We start from the raw sequence: 15,513 nt of genomic DNA on the forward strand, positions 1-15,513 counted from the left end.
TCGGGCGGCGACCACCCGACACAGACCGGCCGTCGGCTTGCCGGACGGGCAGGGGTTCGGGTGGGATCAGTCGTCTTCGGGTGGGGTGGCGACGTGGCGGGCGTATTCGAGGATGCGCAGGGTTTCCACGGCGTCGTGGGGGTCCACCGGGACGGGGGCGTCGTCGAGTAGGGCGGCGGCCATCTGGGCGTAGAAGGCCGGGTAGTCGCCGGGGAGGGTGGGGATCGGCTTCAGATCTTCGCCCGCGCCGAAGGTGCCCCATTTGTCGGGAGTGACTGTGCCCCACGGGTTTCCGTCGTCCGGGCGGGGGCCGGCACGCAGGTCGTCTTCCTGTGGGTCGAGGCCCGAGACCGTGTAGCCGTTGGTGGAACCGAGCACGCGCATACGCGGACCCAGTTGGGGTGCGACGGCACTCATCCACAGGTGCGAGCGGACGCCGGAGGCGTGGGTGAGGGCGATGAAGGCGTCGTCGTCGGCCTGCACGTCCGGGCGGCGCTGGTCGAGTTCGGCGTACACCTCGGTGACCGGACCGAACAGGGTGAGTGCCTGATCCACCAGGTGACTGCCCAGATCGAACAGGATCCCCGCCCCGTCCTCGGCGGAGCCGACCTCACGCCAGCCGCCTTTCGACACCGGCCGCCACCGCTCGAACCGCGACTCGAACCGGCGCACCTCACCGAACTCACCGGCGTCCATCAGCGCCCGCACGGTCAGGAAGTCGTTGTCCCAGCGGCGGTTCTGGAAAACACTCAGCGGCAGCCCCGCCCGCTCCGCCACCGAAACCACCTCTTCGGCATCGGCCGACTTCACCGCGAACGGTTTGTCGACCACCACCGGCAACCCCGCGACCAACGCCTTCACCGCCAGCTCCGCATGCGTCCGATTCGGTGTCGCGATCACCGCCAGATCCACATCGTCGGCCTCGGCGAACATCTCCTCCGCGCTCTCCCACACCCGCACCCCCGGATGCTGCGCCCGCGCCTGCGCGGCCCGCTCCGCCGACGACGTCACCACCGCCGCCACCCGCATCCTCGGCTCCGCCGCGATCAACGGCGCGTGGAACACCGCCCCCGCCAACCCGAACCCGACAACCGCAACCCCGAGCTGATCCATCCCGACCCTTCCGTCGACGATCCCCGCCCGAGTATCCCCTCCTTGCTCACCGCTTCGGTAGTTTCGCCACGGCCCGGCGCAGGAATGTACAGCGCCCGCCGTGACGACGGTTGGTCAGCTGCGGGGATTGTCGGCTGACGAGGTGCCGGCGCGGCTCGCCATGACGACCGCGACCAGGACGATCGCGCAGCTCAGGACTGCGATCGGGGCGAGGCGGCCGTCGGCGGCGTCGAGGAGGAGGGCGGCGACGAGTTGGCCGGCTACCGAGGTGAGGCCGAGGAGGAGGACGCCGATCATGCTGACGGTGATCGCGGCCAGGGCGATGAAGGCTACGCCGATCAGGCCGCCCAGGTAGAGCCAGGGGGTCGTGGGGAATTGGGTGGGGAGGCCCTCGGTGAGGAGGGTGTAGGTGTCGAAGAGGCAGAGGGCGATCAGGCCGACGGTGAAATTGACGAGCGTGGCGGGGAAGGGGCCGCCGACTGCGCCGACGCGACCGTTGACCGCCTGCTGCCAGGCCAAACCGATGCCCGCGAGGGCAGGTAGGGCGATGAGCAGGTAGTCGGGGACACCGGTGTCGGCGGCGGCGGGGGCGTCGCGGCCGCTCGCCGCGAGGACGACACCGATGATGCCGAGGCCGGCAGCCAGCACCCGCCACCAGGTGATCGGAGTCCGGCCGTTCGGTGCGAGACCTACCCGGTCGACGACGAGGCTGCTGAGGAGCTGGCCTGCGACGACGGCGACGGTGAAGGCGGTGACGCCGATGGCGGCGATGGTGAGGCCCTGGCTCGCGACGAAGAACGCACCGCACACACCGCCCAGGAGGTACCAGGGGCGCAGGCTGCCGTCAGTTGTGGCGGTGCGGACGGAGCCGAGGCCCGATCGCAGGGTCGGGCTGACCGCGAAGGCGATCAGCAGGGCCAGCAGACCGATTCCGAAACTGATCGTGGCGGCCGCGACACCGTCGCCGAGTTCCGCTCCGAGTGCCCCGTTGATCCGTCCCTGCACCGCGACACCGCCGCCGATGCAGAACCCGAAGATCGCTCCGAGACCGTTGCGCCCGACCACTCCGCCCTTTCCGCCGTCGTAGCTTTCGACACTACCGATGCGCGAACCACGATCACTTCCGTCCAGGCAACCAACTCGGTGTGACCAGCCCGGCCGCCAACAACACCACTCCCAACCCGGCGATCGCCACAGACATCGAAACCCACTGTGTAGCAGCGGCAACGACACCGAAGACCGCCAACGCCACCACCTCCGACAGCAAGCCGACCACCGAGGTGACCGTTGCCCGGGCTCGCCCTTCGATCGCATCCTGCAGGCGCGCGCCCGCGACGACCTCGGCATTGAAGTCGATCCCGTACGCCACGGCGATCCCGAGGAATCCGATCCACAGCAGACCTGCTCCGACAGCCAACGCACCGGCGATGAACAGCAGTCCCGCGACGAACAGGGCGACTCCGATCAGCCGCGCGGGCGCGGACTCGGTGCGCCCCGCCAACAGCGAACCGGCCAGCGAACCCGCGACGGTCACGCCGACGAGCAAGGCGGAGGTGGCGGGCGAGGCACCGCCGGATACAGCGAGCAGGCCGAAGTATTCGTCGAAAGCGGTGACGCCGTAGAGAAGTGCGCCGAGCAGCACACCGCGACGCACTCGTCGCACATGCATCGACTCGGCGATCCCGGTCCGGAGCATCGCCACATAGCGCTTGCGTACCGGTCGATCCGTCTCGACAACGCCCGGTGGTGTGGTGACTCCGGGAGGTGGCGTCGGGTCGTCGTCCAGCGCATCGACTTCCGTGGCCGAAATGGCCACCGGTGCACGGGGCAGTGCCAGCGCGGTGACGGTGTGGATTACACCGACGCCGACGCTCACCCAGCCGACCAGGCCGTACCCACCCCACGCGAAAAGCGGTGCGGCCGCGACGATCGCGATGAGAACGGTCGTCTCCTGCGCGGCCCGAGCCCAGCCCATCATGCGCGCGTACTGGGCGGTTTCCCCTCGCGCCACCAGGTCGTCGTAGATCAACGCCTCGAACGTGCCCGATTCCAGTGCACCGGCGATCCCCCACACGACGAAACCCACCGCGAACCCGGCGAACGAGGGAGCGACCATCCAGATCGTGAACCCGGCTGCTTGCAGTACCGCGCTGAAAACGAGCAGACCGCGCCGCGACACCGTGTCCGCCCACGCCCCGGAGGGCACCTCGAGCAGGAACGCCGTCACCGACCACAGCGCGAGCAGCAACGAGATCTGCGCGGTCCCGAGCCCGTGATCAGCGAAAAGCACACCGTAGAGCGCGTAGATGGGCAGCAGATCCCGCGAGCCCTTGAACAGCACCGCGCGAACCCCGAGCCCACGCACACTGCCCGGCGCACGATTCACCGCCGCCGCCAGGCGCCTACACAGCGAGAAAGGTCAACAGCCGTAGATGAGCATCCGCATGCGTCCATCGTTCGCCACCGCCAACCACCCGTCAACCGACTTTCGTCATGCGGCCGCTCCTGTGCCGGGCACAGCTTCGAAGTCGGCTCAGCCGAGGGGGATCCAGCCGTTGGCGGCGAGGGAATCGTCGTCGTCGGAGTGCGGGGCGTTGAGGTCGTTGATGAGGTCGGAGACCGGGTGGGAGTCGCTGTAGTGGTAGCCCTGGGCCAGGGCGAAGCCGAGTTCGGTGAGGACGGCGGCCTGGTATTCGGTTTCCACGCCCTCGGCGATGACCTGCAGGTCGAGGGACTTGCTGAGGGCGGCGATGACGCCGAGCAGGGGCGGGGCGGGGGAATCGGAGCGGATGGCGGCGACGAAGGACTGGTCGACCTTCAGGATGTCGCTGGGGATGGTCGCCAGGCGGCTCAGTGAGGAGTAGCCGGTGCCGAAGTCGTCGATGGCGATGCGCACGCCTCGGTCGCGCAGGGTGTGCAGGTTGGCGATGGCCGTCTGGGATTCGGCGGCCAGTTCGCTTTCGGTCACCTCGAGCACGAGCTGGTCGGCGGGCCAACCGGTGTCGTTGAGGATGGTGGCGACCCGTTCGGCGTAGTCGGTTTCGGCCAGTTCCAGACCGGAGACATTCACGTTCAGGGTCAGGTTCAGGGAGGCGAAGCTCTCCTGCAGGCGGGCGGCGTCGGCGCAGGCGCGGCGCAACACCAGTTCGTCCAGGTCGGAGATGAGGTCGTATTCCTCGGCGACCCGGATGAGTCCCTCGGTGGTGACCTCGGGCTGCGCGTTGGACGACCAGCGCAGCAATGCTTCGACACCGACGGCCTGACCGCCGTCCTCGGTGAGGCTGACGATCGGCTGGTAGTGCACGTCGAGGGCACCGCTGTCGATGGCCTCGCGCAGCTCGACCGCGAGCGGCAGCTGCCGCGACGATTCGAGCACCGTGCGGTTGCGTCCGGCCTGCTTGGCCCGGTACAGACCCACATCGGCACGGCTGATCAGCAATGAACCGGACTCGCCGGGCTGCCACGACGTGACACCGGCCGAACAGCCCATGGTCACCGCCGCCCGTAACTGTTCGGTGAGCAGGATCGCGGCCTGCTCGGTGGTGCCGGGCAGCAGCAGCGCGAAGACGTCGCCGCCGAAGCGGGCGAGCACCTGGTCGGGGGCGAGCAGGTCGAGCCAGGTGTCGGCCACGCGCTGCAGAACGGCGTCGCCGGCGCGGTGACCGAGGTGGTCGTTGATCTTCTGGAAGCGGTCGAGGTCGACCAGCACCAGCGACAGGCCCTGCCCACCGCGTCCGGCCGCATCGATCGCGGGGTTGAGCTGCTTTTCGAAGCCGCGCCGGTTGAGCAGGCCGGTGAGTACGTCGATATCGGCGTCGGACGCCATGCGGGTGAGGATGCCGACCACCACCCCGGCCCCGAAGGTGACCCCGGCCGGGATCAGGCCCGACCACCACGGCAACCCGCGCTCGGGCAGCACCCACAGGCACAGCACCATGGCGAGACCGATGTGCGCGGCCGCCTGCGGCCAAGCGAAGAACAGTGCCGCGTCGCAGGCGATGAAGACATAGAACGACGCGAGCGTGATTCCGCCGACGAGGTTCGGGAACGAATGCACCGCGATGGTGACCAGCACGGTCGCGGTCGCCAGGTAGAGGTGGTGCAGCGCGTGCGGCATGCGCGGACCCCAGGCCAGCAGCGTCAGGCCGAGCAGCAGCGCGACCGCGGCGGCGGTGCCGACCAGCAGCCTGTTGCCGTCGTCGCCCGGCGCGACGGCAGTGATGGTCAGGCCGAGGACACCGCCGAGAACGTAGAACGCCCCCGTTGTCCTGGCCATGACTTTTGCCGTCGCCAACGCCGATGCCGCCCGCACCCGGGTTCGGGTATCGCCGCGCGCCCCGATTCCTCGCACGAGCACCAGCCTAGATGTTGTTCGGTTCCGATGTTTGCCACATCACACAAATGCCTGACCAGCAAACAGTGGAAAGCTCTACGGTGTCAAAACGTCGGTGCCGACGAACGGCACCAGCGCCTCGGGCACCCGGACCGAACCGTCGGCCTGCTGGTGGTTCTCCAGGATCGCCACGATCCAGCGGGTGGTCGCGAGCGTGCCGTTCAAGGTCGCCGCGATCTGGGCTTTGCCGTTCTCGTCGCGGTAGCGGACCGAGAGCCTGCGCGCCTGGAAGGTCGTGCAGTTGGAGGTGGAGGTGAGCTCGCGGTAGGTCTGCTGGGTGGGCACCCACGCCTCGCAGTCGAACTTGCGCGCGGCCGAGCTACCGAGGTCGCCCGCGGCCACGTCGATCACCCGGTAGGGCACGTCGATCGCGGCGAGCATCTCGCGTTCCCAGGCGAGCAGGCGCTGGTGCTCTTCGGCGGCCTGGTCGGGGGTGGTGTAGACGAACATCTCCACCTTGTCGAACTGGTGCACGCGGATGATGCCGCGGGTGTCCTTGCCGTAGCTCCCGGCCTCACGACGGAAGCACGACGACCAGCCCGCGTACCGCTTCGGGCCCGCGCTCAGGTCGAGGATCTCCTCGGAGTGGTAGCCGGCCAGCGGCACCTCCGAGGTGCCGACGAGGTAGAGGTCGTCCTCTTCGAGGTGGTAGACCTCCGCCGAGTGCTGACCGAGGAACCCCGTGCCCGCCATGATCTCCGGACGGACCAGAACCGGCGGGATCATCATGGTGAACCCGTTGGCGACGGCCTTCTGCGCCGCCAGCTGCAGCAGACCCAGCTGCAGCAGCGCGCCGTAGCCGGTGAGGAAGTAGAACCGCGAACCCGACACCTTGGCGCCGCGCTCCATGTCCAGCAGCCCGAGCGACTCACCGAGCTCCAGGTGGTCCTTCGGCTCGAAGTCGAATTGCGGTGGGGTGCCGACGGTTTCGAGCACGACATAGTCGTCCTCGCCGCCCGCGGGCGCACCTTCCTGCACGACATTGGAGATGGCGCGATGCGCGGCGTCGAGATCGGCGTCGGCCGCGCTCTGGGCGTGCTCGGCCTCTTTGACCTTGGCCGACATGTCGGTGGCGGCGGCCAGCAGCGCGGGACGTTCTTCCTTGCTCGCCTTGCCGATCACCTTGCCCATGGCCTTGTGCTCGGCGCGCAGGGAGTCGGCGGTGGCGACGGCGGCGCGGCGGGCCGCGTCGGCTTCGAGCAGGGCGTCGACGAGCGCGGGGTCCTCACCGCGGGCCCGCTGCGAGGCACGGACGGCTTCCGGGTTCTCGCGCAGGAATCGGAGGTCGATCATGAGAAAACAGCCTAGTTGTTTACGCGATCCTCAGAATTTCGGCCTATGCCAACGTGCCCGGGCGGGGGCATAGTTGCGGGGTGAGTACCACTTTCGACACCGCCGTCATCGATACCGCGCTCGACGATCTCACCGAGGGGGCGAAAACCTGGGCCGCGACCGATCTGCGCCGCCGCCGCGAGCTGCTCGACGAGCTGCACGCGCTCACCGCACGCGACGCCGAGTCGTGGGTGGCCGCGGCCAGGACCATCAAGAAGCTCGACGCCGACAGCCCACTGCTCGGTGAGGAGTGGATGTCGGGCCCGATGACGCTGCTGGCGGGCGCCAAGGCGCTGAGCGAGTCGCTGGCGGCGCTCGAGCGTGGCGCCAGCCCGATCGACGGCGTCGACCTCGGTACCGCGCCCGGCGGCCGGGTGAGTGTTCCCGTGCTGCCACACGGCTTCTACGACTGGCTGCTGCTCAACGGGTTCAGCGCCGAGGTGTGGTTACGTCCCGGTGTCGACGCGGCCACCGCGCGGCGCAAAGCCGGTCTGGCCCAGCGCGATCCGAAGCAGACCAACGGTGTCGGCGCGGTGCTCGGCGCGGGCAACATCATGTCCATCGCGCCGCTGGACACCCTCTACGAGCTCTACGCCAACAACCGGGTGGTCGCGCTCAAGCTCAACCCGATCACCGATCCGCTGCTGCCGGTGTTCCAGGCGGTGTTTGCGCCGTTCATCGAGCTCGGCGTGGTACGCATCCTCACCGGCGGCGCGCCCGAGGGCGGTTATCTGGTGAACCATCCGAAGGTCGACCACGTGCACATGACCGGCGGCGCGCCGACCCACGACGCGATCGTGTGGGGTGTCGGCGAGGACGCGCAGCGCCGCAAGCAGGCCGGGGAGCCCGCGCTGACCAAGCCGATCACCAGCGAACTCGGCGGCGTGGCGCCGTGCATCATCGTGCCGGGCAAGTGGAGCAAGGCCGACCTGAAGTTCCAGGCCGAGCACGTGGCGACGATGCGCCTGCACAACGGCGGCTACAACTGTGTGGCCGCGCAGACGGTCGTGCTCAGCGCCGATTGGGACCAGAAGGACCAGTTCCTCACCGAACTGCGCGCCGCCATCGACAACGCCCCCGTCCGCACCGCCTACTACCCCGGCAGCGACACCCGCGTGGAGGGCGCGCTGACCAGCTACCCCGATGCCGGGCGCGCCAACGGTCGCGTTCTCGTCGAGAACCTGCCGATGACCGGCACCCCACTGCTGCGCACCGAGTACTTCTCCCCCGTCCTCGGCGTGGTCGAACTGCCCGGCACGGGCGCGGAATTCCTCGGCAACGCGGTCGATTTCGCCAACGACGAGTTGATGGGCACGCTCGGCGCCAACCTGCTCGCGCATCCGGCGACCATCAGCGAACTCGGCGACGCCTTCGACACGGCCGTGGTGAACCTGCGCTACGGCACCGTCGCGATCAACTCGTGGACTGGTCTGGCGTTCCTGACGCCACGTGCGAGCTGGGGTGCCTTCCCCGGGCACACCATCGACGACATCCAGAGCGGCATCGGCGTCGTCCACAACGCCTTCCTGCTCGACGACGTCGAACGCACGGTGGTGCGCGGACCGTTCCGCCCGGCGCCCCGATCGCTGTTCGCGGGCGAATTCGCCACCACCCCGAAACCACCGTGGTTCGTCGCCAACAAGACCGCCGCGGCCACCGGTCGCAAGCTCACCGGCTTCTACGGTGACGGCAAGCTGCGCAGACTGCCCGGCATCTTCGCCTCGGCTCTGCGCGGCTGAGTCCGCCCGCCGCGCCGATCGGCTCCCATACAATCGCCGTCGTGTCCGATCATCAGAGCGACCCGGCCGAGAAAACCGCTGAACGCGGCGCCGGTCCGCTGCATCTGTCGGCGACGAAACTGCGGTGGGGACTGCTGATCGGCGCGCTCGGCGCGGTGCTCGCGGCGCTGGTCACGATGACGGTGACCGGTTTCGAATCCGACAAGGTGGAGGCACACCAGCCCGGCGCCGCGCCCGTGGTCAGGGACAAGGAATTCAGCAGCGCCAACGAGGGCGACTGCCTGACCTGGGGCAAGCCCGACCGCAGCGACCTGCTGAAGGTGAACTGCGCCGACCAGCACCTGTTCGAGGTGGCCGGTGTCGTCGACCTGAAGGCCTACCCCGGCCGCGAGTTCGGCGACGGCACCCGGCACCCTGACTCGCTGCGGATGACCGAGTTGCGCGACGAGCACTGCGTGCCCGCGGTGCAGCGCTACCTCGGTGGGCGGTTCGATCCGCGCGGCAAGTACATGGTGAACGTGATGTCGCCGAGCCCGGCGGGCTGGCAGCACGGTGACCGCACACTGCGGTGCGGGCTGCAGGTGGCCGCCACCTCGACCAGTCCGGCCTCGACCGGTTCGGCGACCCAGGGCGACCAGTCGAAGGTGCACGCCGTCGGCACCTGCCTCGGTATCAACCAGAACCTGCCGACCGACCCGGTGGACTGCGCGCAACCGCACGCCGTCGAGATCGTCGGCAACGTCGACCTGGGGAAAAACTTCACCGGTGGACCGCCCTCGGAGGCCGATCAGGACAAGTTCGTCGAGGCCGAATGCAATCGGTTGTCCACCGAATACCTCGGCAGCCCCGACGCGATCCGCAACAAGACGCTCACGCTGTTCTTCGATTATCTGGAACCGACCAGTTGGCTCGCCGGCAGCAGGCAACTCGACTGCTGGCTCGGAAAGGGCGCCGACCGTGAGGGTTTCGCGCCGATCGTCGGTTCGGCGCGCGGGGAAATCCTGATCGACGGACAGGCTCCGGTTCCGCCGCCCAACACCGGCCGCTCCACACCGGCACCGCTGCCGGGCGCCGCACCGCTGCCGCCGCAGCCACAACCGCGATGACCGAACGGATGTCGCCCGACCGGTTCGAGGAGCTGGTCGGCGACGCGCTCGACCTCATCCCACCCGAGCTCACCGGGGCGATCGACAACGTCGTTGTGCTGGTGGAGGCACGTAACGACGAGGAACCATCGCTGCTCGGTCTCTACCACGGCGTCGCCCTCACCGAACGCGACAGTTACTACGCGGGTTCGCTTCCCGATACCGTAACCATCTATCGGGAGGCTATTCTCGACATCTGTAGCAGTGACGACGAGGTGGTCGAGGAGGTCGCGATCACCGTGATCCACGAAATAGCACACTATTTCGGGATTGACGACGACCGGCTACATGAGCTGGGATGGGGCTAGCGAAGTTGGGTGGGGAAATCGATGGAACCGAACGACCCGCTCTCGCGTCCTATCACTCGTAGGGGGAATTCTCGTGGTTCCCGTTAGTCGCCACTAGAAGGAGTCGGGTCATGGTTGGACACGTTCTCGTCGCACCGGAAATCATTTTCGCAGCGGCCGCCGAGCTGGATCTGCTCGCCGAGCGTCTCGCCGCAGCGGCCGCCCTCGCCGGGCCGACCACCCACGTGCTGCCCTCGGGCGCCGAGGAGGTCTCGTTGCTGGCGGCGGGGCACTTCAATCGCGCGGCGGCTACGCACGACAGCGCCATCGCCCAGGGCATTCTCGAGCTGCATCACGCGGCCGCGACCCTGCGATCGCAGCTGGTCACCCACATCGGAGAAGACATGGTCCGCGAAGGCGCGATCAACGCCATCCAGGTGTAGCCGAACCCGATCCGACGACGATTTTTCACCCAGGGGAGAAACAAGCATGACCGCAGGGATCACCGGGGTCTTCTGGCTGCCGCGCATGGCCGAAGTCAACTCGACCACACTCAACGCGGGCGCTCACGCCGTGCCGATTTCGGCCGCCGCCACTTCGTGGGGCACGATCGCCGCTGCCTGGGGCGACGCGGCATTCACCATCACACGCGTAATGGCTGAAGTCGGCGTGGGTATGCAGGGTGTCAACGGTCTGGCTGCCCTTGCCAAGCTCGGACCGTTCCTCAGCTGGACCGGCCAGCAGAGCGTGATGGCGGCGACCATGAGCGCAAAGGCCGCTGCCAACGCCACCGCCTACACCGTGGCCTCCATCGCGATGCCGAGCCTGCCCGAGATCGCCGCGACCAACGCCGCGGTAGCCGCGTCGGCCAACCCGCCCGGCGTGGTATCGGGTGCTTTCGAGGTCGCCGAGGTCGCGCGTCATGCCATGGACATCCGCGCCGCACTGGTGATGGAGACGTACGAGGCAGCAACGACGGCCACCGTAACCACGCCTGGTGAGTTCGCAATGCCTCCGTCGATCGCCAACGGCGCAGGATCCGCCAACCAAGGCGATTCCAGCGGCGATCCGCTGCAGACCGCCGTGGCCGCCGCGCAGGCGTTCGTGTCCAACCCCGGCGTGGTCAGTGCGGCCACCCAGGCCGCGAACGTGGCGGGCAGCGTCGTGTCCGGTGGTGTCGGCACGGTCGGCAATATCGGTGCGACCGCGCTGTCGGCGGCCACCTCGACCGTTCCCGCCGCCGCGGGTGTCGCGCCCGCGATGGCCGCCGGTGCCGGTGCCGGAGTCGCCGCGATGGGTGGCATGTCCACCGCGTCGGCGAGCCTCGGTGGGGTGTCGCTCGGCGGCAGCGGGCTGAAGCTGCCCGAAGGCTGGGGTGCACCGTCGGCGAGCGCTCCCGCGGCCGCGCCGGTCGGCGAGACCGTTGTCGCCCGCTCGGAGACCGCGCCCGCGCGCACCACCGCGCCGGCCGCCAACCCGCTGCTCGGCAACCGCGCCAAGGGCGAGGACGACGAGGAACACGACGCGAACGACTACGGGCGCTCCGACGAGGCGTTCACCGATGGCCGCTATGTCGCCGAGGGAGTGATCGGCGCCGATCTCACCGGATCGGCCAAGTGACGGTGCTCGGCGGGGGCGGCGGCGGATCGCTGCTCGAGGCGGTGGTGCTCTCGCTCGACGAGATGCAGTTCCTGCTCGAGAAGCTGCAGTTCGACGAGATGCCCGTGGTGCTCGACGCCATGGGCCGCTACGACCATGTCTCGGCGCACGACGCGGCCATGGAGGCAGCCGAAAAGCTGCTCACTGAACGGGAATTGCTGTTCGGTGACGTGGTGGTACCCGAACTCGCCGAGCGCTTGCGGGTGCTCTACCGGCCGCAGTGGATCATCGCGCTGCGGTGGGTGGTCGCCGGCCAGGTGAACCGGTTCTGTCTTGCGCAGGGCGACGACCGCGCGGTCGTCGCCCTGCGCGGGCCGGACTCCTATGTCATCGACGACGCGGGTCTCGACCTGCCCGGCGCGGTGCTGCAAGCCCTCGGCACCACCGAGGCACTCGAGCTGTACGGCATGAACGCGCCGACCGAGCAGCTCGCCCCGATCTTCGGCGACACCGGTGACGCGGCCGCCACCGCTGCGCGGCTCAGCGAGGTGGGCAAGCCCGCCACCGACGCGAAGACGCTCGCCTCGGCGCTGGTCGAAATCCACTCCTACGCCGAGATCGTCGGCGTGGCCTACGGCGACGGCACCCGCGATGTGCAGGACAACCACATCGCCGTGTTCAACACGCGCGCAGGACGTTTCATCATCACCGCCAGCGTCGCCGACGACGGCGTGAAGTGGTCGTCCATCGCCACCGGAACCAACGCCCGCCTCCGCACAGCGGTAGCCGACCTCATCGAATCCCTCCCGATCCGAGAGGAATTCAAGGCCACCGTGCAGGGCGCTTAACCCATCGGGTCGTCCGGGGTGGGGTCGGCCTTCACAGTGAACGGTGGGGTGAAGCGGCCCCAGCGCAGGCATTCCCAGCCGCCGTCCTCGGTGGGGAGCAGCTCGATCGTCTCGGTGTTGTCGAGGTGGTTGTTGGTGGTGAACGGCGGTGCGACGCCTGCCAGTTCCTTGCCGACCAAACGCATTGCGGCGCCGTGGTTCACGACAACCACGTCGCCGTCCTCGTCGCCCTCCAGGTACTGCGCGCGGAGCTGGGCGAGGATCGGGAGGATGCGGTCGAGCACCTCACGGCCGGACTCACCGCCGGGGGCGCGCGTGTCGAGTTCGCCGTGGTGCCAGCCGCGGTAGATCCGCTGAAACAGTTCGTGGGAGTCGCGGTCGGAGCGGCCGTGGAGTTCGCCGACCTGCACTTCGTAGAGGTCGGGCAGGACCTGGGCGGTGGTGCCCGTGGCGGCCTCGATGTAGCCGGCGGTCTGGCGGGCGCGCAGGGCCTCCGAGGCCACCAGCACCCGGGGCGGGCGAATCAGCGTGTCGCCGAATGCTTTCGCCTGTGCCACACCGCGTTCGGTGAGTGGCAGGCCGGGGACCTGCGTGTCGAGGATGCGGGCCACATTGCCCTCGGTCTCGCCGTGGCGGACCAGGATCAGCTTCGCGCGGTTTGTCATAGGTCCGCGGCCCCCTTTCGCAATTGCGTCAACCATTCCGCGGCGGGTTCGTCCGACGGCGGCGGGGTGCCGACCGCCGAACAGGCGGGCCACGAACCGAGGAAACGGATCCGGGCGGTGCGGTGCAGCGCCTTCAAGGTCTCGGCGACGGCCGGGTCGTCGATATGGCCGACGCAGTCGAGGTAGAACCGGTAGGTGCCCATGCCGGTGCGGGTGGGCCGCGATTCGATGCGGGTGAGATCGACACCGCGCGTGGCGAATTCGGCGAACGCCCGCATGAGCGAGCCCGGTTCGTTGGGCAGTTCGAGGACGACGGAGGTGCGGTCGGCACCGGTCGCCTGCGGGGCCACGCCGGGCCTGCGCACCAGCACGAAACGGGTGATGGCCTGCTCGTGGTCGGCCACACCGTGCGCGAGGGCGACGAGGCCGAGCCGTTCACCGGCGAGGGCGGTGGAGACGGCCGCGTCGGCGGTGCCCGCGACCACATCCTCGGCGGCGGCGGCGTTGGAGGCCGAGATGAACGGCGTCGCCTCGGGCATATTCCTGGCCACCCACTCGCGCACCTGTGCGGCCGCCACCGGGTAGGCCGCGAGGGTGCGCACGTCGGCGAGGGTGGTGCCGGGCCGGGCGAGGATCGTGAAGGTGACCTCGAGTTCGGTCTCGGCGACGATCTGCAGGCGCGGACCGACGGCCAGCGAGTCGAGGGTCGCGGGGATGGAGCCTTCGACCGAGCTCTCGATCGGGACGACGGCGCCCGTCACCTCACCGGAGCGGATCAGGTCGAGTGCCGCACCCTGACTGGGCGCGGCGATGCGCTCGACGGGTTCGTCGAACGCCCCCGATTTCTCGAACTGCACCAGCGCCATCTCGGTGAAGGTTCCGGATGGCCCGAAATACGCGATACGCGGCACACAGAAAGATTAGCTGGACGGGCGGTCCGCGCGCCCCGCGTCAGGATTCGAGGACCGACACCGCCGCGCGAACCGACTGCTCATCGCCGGTTTCGATGGCGAGCAGCACGGTTCGGGTCGCCTCGATAGCGGCGGGTTTCAGCGCGGTGAGGAACGGGAGATCGGGTGCGGCGAGTGCGGTGGGGATGTCCTCGCCGCAGAGCGCGGCGACCGTGCCCGCGACGACCGCGAGCGCGCGGGGGCCGCTCTCGGTGCGGGCGACGAAGCCGCTGTCGGCGTGGGCCGCCTCGACCAGGGCCGCGGCCAGTTCGGGGTCGGGGATGTCGACGTCGACGACGCGCGTGCCGTCGGGAGTGCTGCCGAGCGGGCGAATCAAGCCCGCGACGAGGCTGCGGCGAGGTGCCGACAGGCTGACCAGCACGGGTTCGCCGGGAGAGGTGGTGTCGTCGTGCGCCATTCGACCACGGTAGAGGCACGCTTTCGGCGTGTCGGCGGCGGACCTCTTGCGCGAACCCGCCGCGTAACTTAGCTTAGGGTTACCTTATTCACCGTCGCGGAGGTTGACATGTCGAGCCCCACCACGATTCTCGCGCCCACCACTGCCGAGCGCGTGCGCAGTGCGTGTCTGCGCGCGGAGACCGCGGTGCTCGCACTGCCCGGCATCGACCCCGTGCCGACCACCCTGCATCACCTGCGCCGCTGCGGTGACGCGGTGATCGCCGTACCCGCCGACTCGCTCGCCGCCGCCCTCGCCGCCACCGCCAACGAGACCTCCGCGGTCCTCGAGCTCACCGACCACGCACCCCTGCCGCTGCGCGAACCGGTGCGCGCGCTGGTGTGGCTGCGCGGCTGGGTGCGTCAGGTGCCGCCACACGCCCAGCGCGCGCTCGCCGTCGAAATCGCCAAGGACTTCCCGCATCCCGGCCTGCTCGACGTGGGTCACGGCGCGACGCTGCTTCGGGTGGTGGTGAACTCGGCGGTGCTCGCCGACACCTCCGGCGCCGAATCCGTCGACCACGCCGACCTGCGTGCGGCCACCGCCGACCCGTTCTGCGAGATGGAAGGCGCCTGGCTGGCCCACATGGCCGAGGACCACGCCGACCTCATCGCCCAACTCGCGCGCCACCTGCCCGCCCGCCTGCAGGGCGGCCGGGTCCACCCGCTGTCGATCGACCGCTACGGCATGACGCTGCGCGTGGAGAGCATCGACGCCGATCACGATGTACGCCTGCCCTTCTCGGCCCCCGCCGACGATGTCGAGTCGCTCAGCAAGGCCGTCCGCCTCCTGGCCGGCTGCCCCTTCCTGAACGGCCTGCGCCGCATCTGACCGAAGCACCACTCAGGTCCGCCGCCTGCCGGACCCCCAGCAACACGGCACCACTCGAGTCCGCCATGACCGCACTCCCAGCCCCGCACGACCCGACCTCGAGGAGGGTCCGCCGCGAAGCGGCGCAGCGGCCCGGCCGCGCGAACAGCGCTCG

General features: G+C 69.3%; 15 protein-coding genes. 7 read left to right on the forward strand and 8 right to left on the reverse strand.

Annotation, left to right across the window (positions count from 1 at the left end; all coding sequences use genetic code 11):
* Positions 1 to 66: 66 nt before the first annotated feature.
* From ACWEVR_RS33105 to serS, 5 genes are all read right to left on the reverse strand, one after another.
* Complete coding sequence (locus ACWEVR_RS33105) at positions 67 to 1,113, reverse strand: Gfo/Idh/MocA family protein (RefSeq protein ID WP_452470140.1); 1,047 nt, start codon at positions 1,111 to 1,113, stop codon at positions 67 to 69.
* A gap of 114 nt (positions 1,114 to 1,227) precedes the next feature.
* Positions 1,228 to 2,178 carry a DMT family transporter gene (locus tag ACWEVR_RS33110; protein WP_452470141.1) on the reverse strand — a complete coding sequence of 317 codons (951 nt, stop codon included), beginning with the start codon at positions 2,176 to 2,178 and terminating at the stop codon, positions 1,228 to 1,230.
* Positions 2,179 to 2,230: 52 nt separating this feature from the next.
* The gene (locus ACWEVR_RS33115) at positions 2,231 to 3,499 is read right to left on the reverse strand and encodes an MFS transporter (protein WP_452470142.1); all 1,269 of its coding nucleotides are present in this window, start codon (positions 3,497 to 3,499) and stop codon (positions 2,231 to 2,233) included.
* 147 nt (positions 3,500 to 3,646) lie between these two features.
* Positions 3,647 to 5,464 (reverse strand): putative bifunctional diguanylate cyclase/phosphodiesterase, encoded by a 1,818-nt coding sequence (locus ACWEVR_RS33120; RefSeq protein ID WP_452470143.1) that lies wholly within the window; start codon positions 5,462 to 5,464, stop codon positions 3,647 to 3,649.
* Between the two features lie 78 nt (positions 5,465 to 5,542).
* A complete protein-coding gene (gene serS / locus ACWEVR_RS33125; protein WP_452470144.1) occupies positions 5,543 to 6,799 on the reverse strand; it encodes a serine--tRNA ligase in 1,257 nt (418 codons plus the stop codon).
* Between the two features lie 80 nt (positions 6,800 to 6,879).
* Here serS and ACWEVR_RS33130 point away from each other — a divergent pair, with 80 nt between their 5' ends.
* The 6 genes from ACWEVR_RS33130 (at position 6,880) to ACWEVR_RS33155 (ending at position 12,456) form a co-directional block, all read left to right on the forward strand.
* A complete protein-coding gene (locus ACWEVR_RS33130) occupies positions 6,880 to 8,577 on the forward strand; it encodes an aldehyde dehydrogenase family protein (RefSeq protein WP_452470145.1) in 1,698 nt (565 codons plus the stop codon).
* A 41-nt stretch (positions 8,578 to 8,618) separates the two neighbouring features.
* Entirely contained in the window at positions 8,619 to 9,683 is a 1,065-nt protein-coding gene (locus ACWEVR_RS33135; RefSeq protein ID WP_452470146.1) for a septum formation family protein, read from the forward strand.
* Positions 9,680 to 10,030 (forward strand): metallopeptidase family protein, encoded by a 351-nt coding sequence (locus tag ACWEVR_RS33140; RefSeq protein ID WP_067495311.1) that lies wholly within the window; start codon positions 9,680 to 9,682, stop codon positions 10,028 to 10,030. Before ACWEVR_RS33135 ends, ACWEVR_RS33140 begins: the two co-directional genes overlap by 4 nt.
* A gap of 110 nt (positions 10,031 to 10,140) precedes the next feature.
* A complete protein-coding gene (locus ACWEVR_RS33145; protein ID WP_452470147.1) occupies positions 10,141 to 10,452 on the forward strand; it encodes a PE family protein in 312 nt (103 codons plus the stop codon).
* A gap of 46 nt (positions 10,453 to 10,498) precedes the next feature.
* Positions 10,499 to 11,629 carry a PPE domain-containing protein gene (locus tag ACWEVR_RS33150; RefSeq protein ID WP_452470148.1) on the forward strand — a complete coding sequence of 377 codons (1,131 nt, stop codon included), beginning with the start codon at positions 10,499 to 10,501 and terminating at the stop codon, positions 11,627 to 11,629.
* On the forward strand, positions 11,626 to 12,456 hold the full coding sequence (locus ACWEVR_RS33155; RefSeq protein WP_378667705.1) for an ESX secretion-associated protein EspG: 831 nt from the start codon (positions 11,626 to 11,628) through the stop codon (positions 12,454 to 12,456). The genes ACWEVR_RS33150 and ACWEVR_RS33155 overlap by 4 nt, the downstream gene beginning before the upstream one ends.
* Here the strand turns inward: ACWEVR_RS33155 and ACWEVR_RS33160 are convergent.
* The 3 genes from ACWEVR_RS33160 to ACWEVR_RS33170 are packed head-to-tail and all read right to left on the reverse strand — an operon-like array spanning position 12,453 to position 14,489.
* The gene (locus tag ACWEVR_RS33160) at positions 12,453 to 13,121 is read right to left on the reverse strand and encodes a histidine phosphatase family protein (RefSeq protein ID WP_452470149.1); all 669 of its coding nucleotides are present in this window, start codon (positions 13,119 to 13,121) and stop codon (positions 12,453 to 12,455) included. The two genes, ACWEVR_RS33155 and ACWEVR_RS33160, sit on opposite strands and share 4 nt — an antisense overlap.
* The gene (gene pheA, locus ACWEVR_RS33165; RefSeq protein WP_452470150.1) at positions 13,118 to 14,032 is read right to left on the reverse strand and encodes a prephenate dehydratase; all 915 of its coding nucleotides are present in this window, start codon (positions 14,030 to 14,032) and stop codon (positions 13,118 to 13,120) included. Before pheA ends, ACWEVR_RS33160 begins: the two co-directional genes overlap by 4 nt.
* A gap of 40 nt (positions 14,033 to 14,072) precedes the next feature.
* Positions 14,073 to 14,489 carry a hypothetical protein gene (locus tag ACWEVR_RS33170; RefSeq protein WP_452470151.1) on the reverse strand — a complete coding sequence of 139 codons (417 nt, stop codon included), beginning with the start codon at positions 14,487 to 14,489 and terminating at the stop codon, positions 14,073 to 14,075.
* 108 nt (positions 14,490 to 14,597) lie between these two features.
* Here ACWEVR_RS33170 and ACWEVR_RS33175 point away from each other — a divergent pair, with 108 nt between their 5' ends.
* The gene (locus tag ACWEVR_RS33175) at positions 14,598 to 15,359 is read left to right on the forward strand and encodes a DUF2470 domain-containing protein (protein ID WP_357152984.1); all 762 of its coding nucleotides are present in this window, start codon (positions 14,598 to 14,600) and stop codon (positions 15,357 to 15,359) included.
* Positions 15,360 to 15,513 lie beyond the last annotated feature (154 nt).

It is taken from the genome of Nocardia sp. NPDC003979, assembly GCF_053605015.1.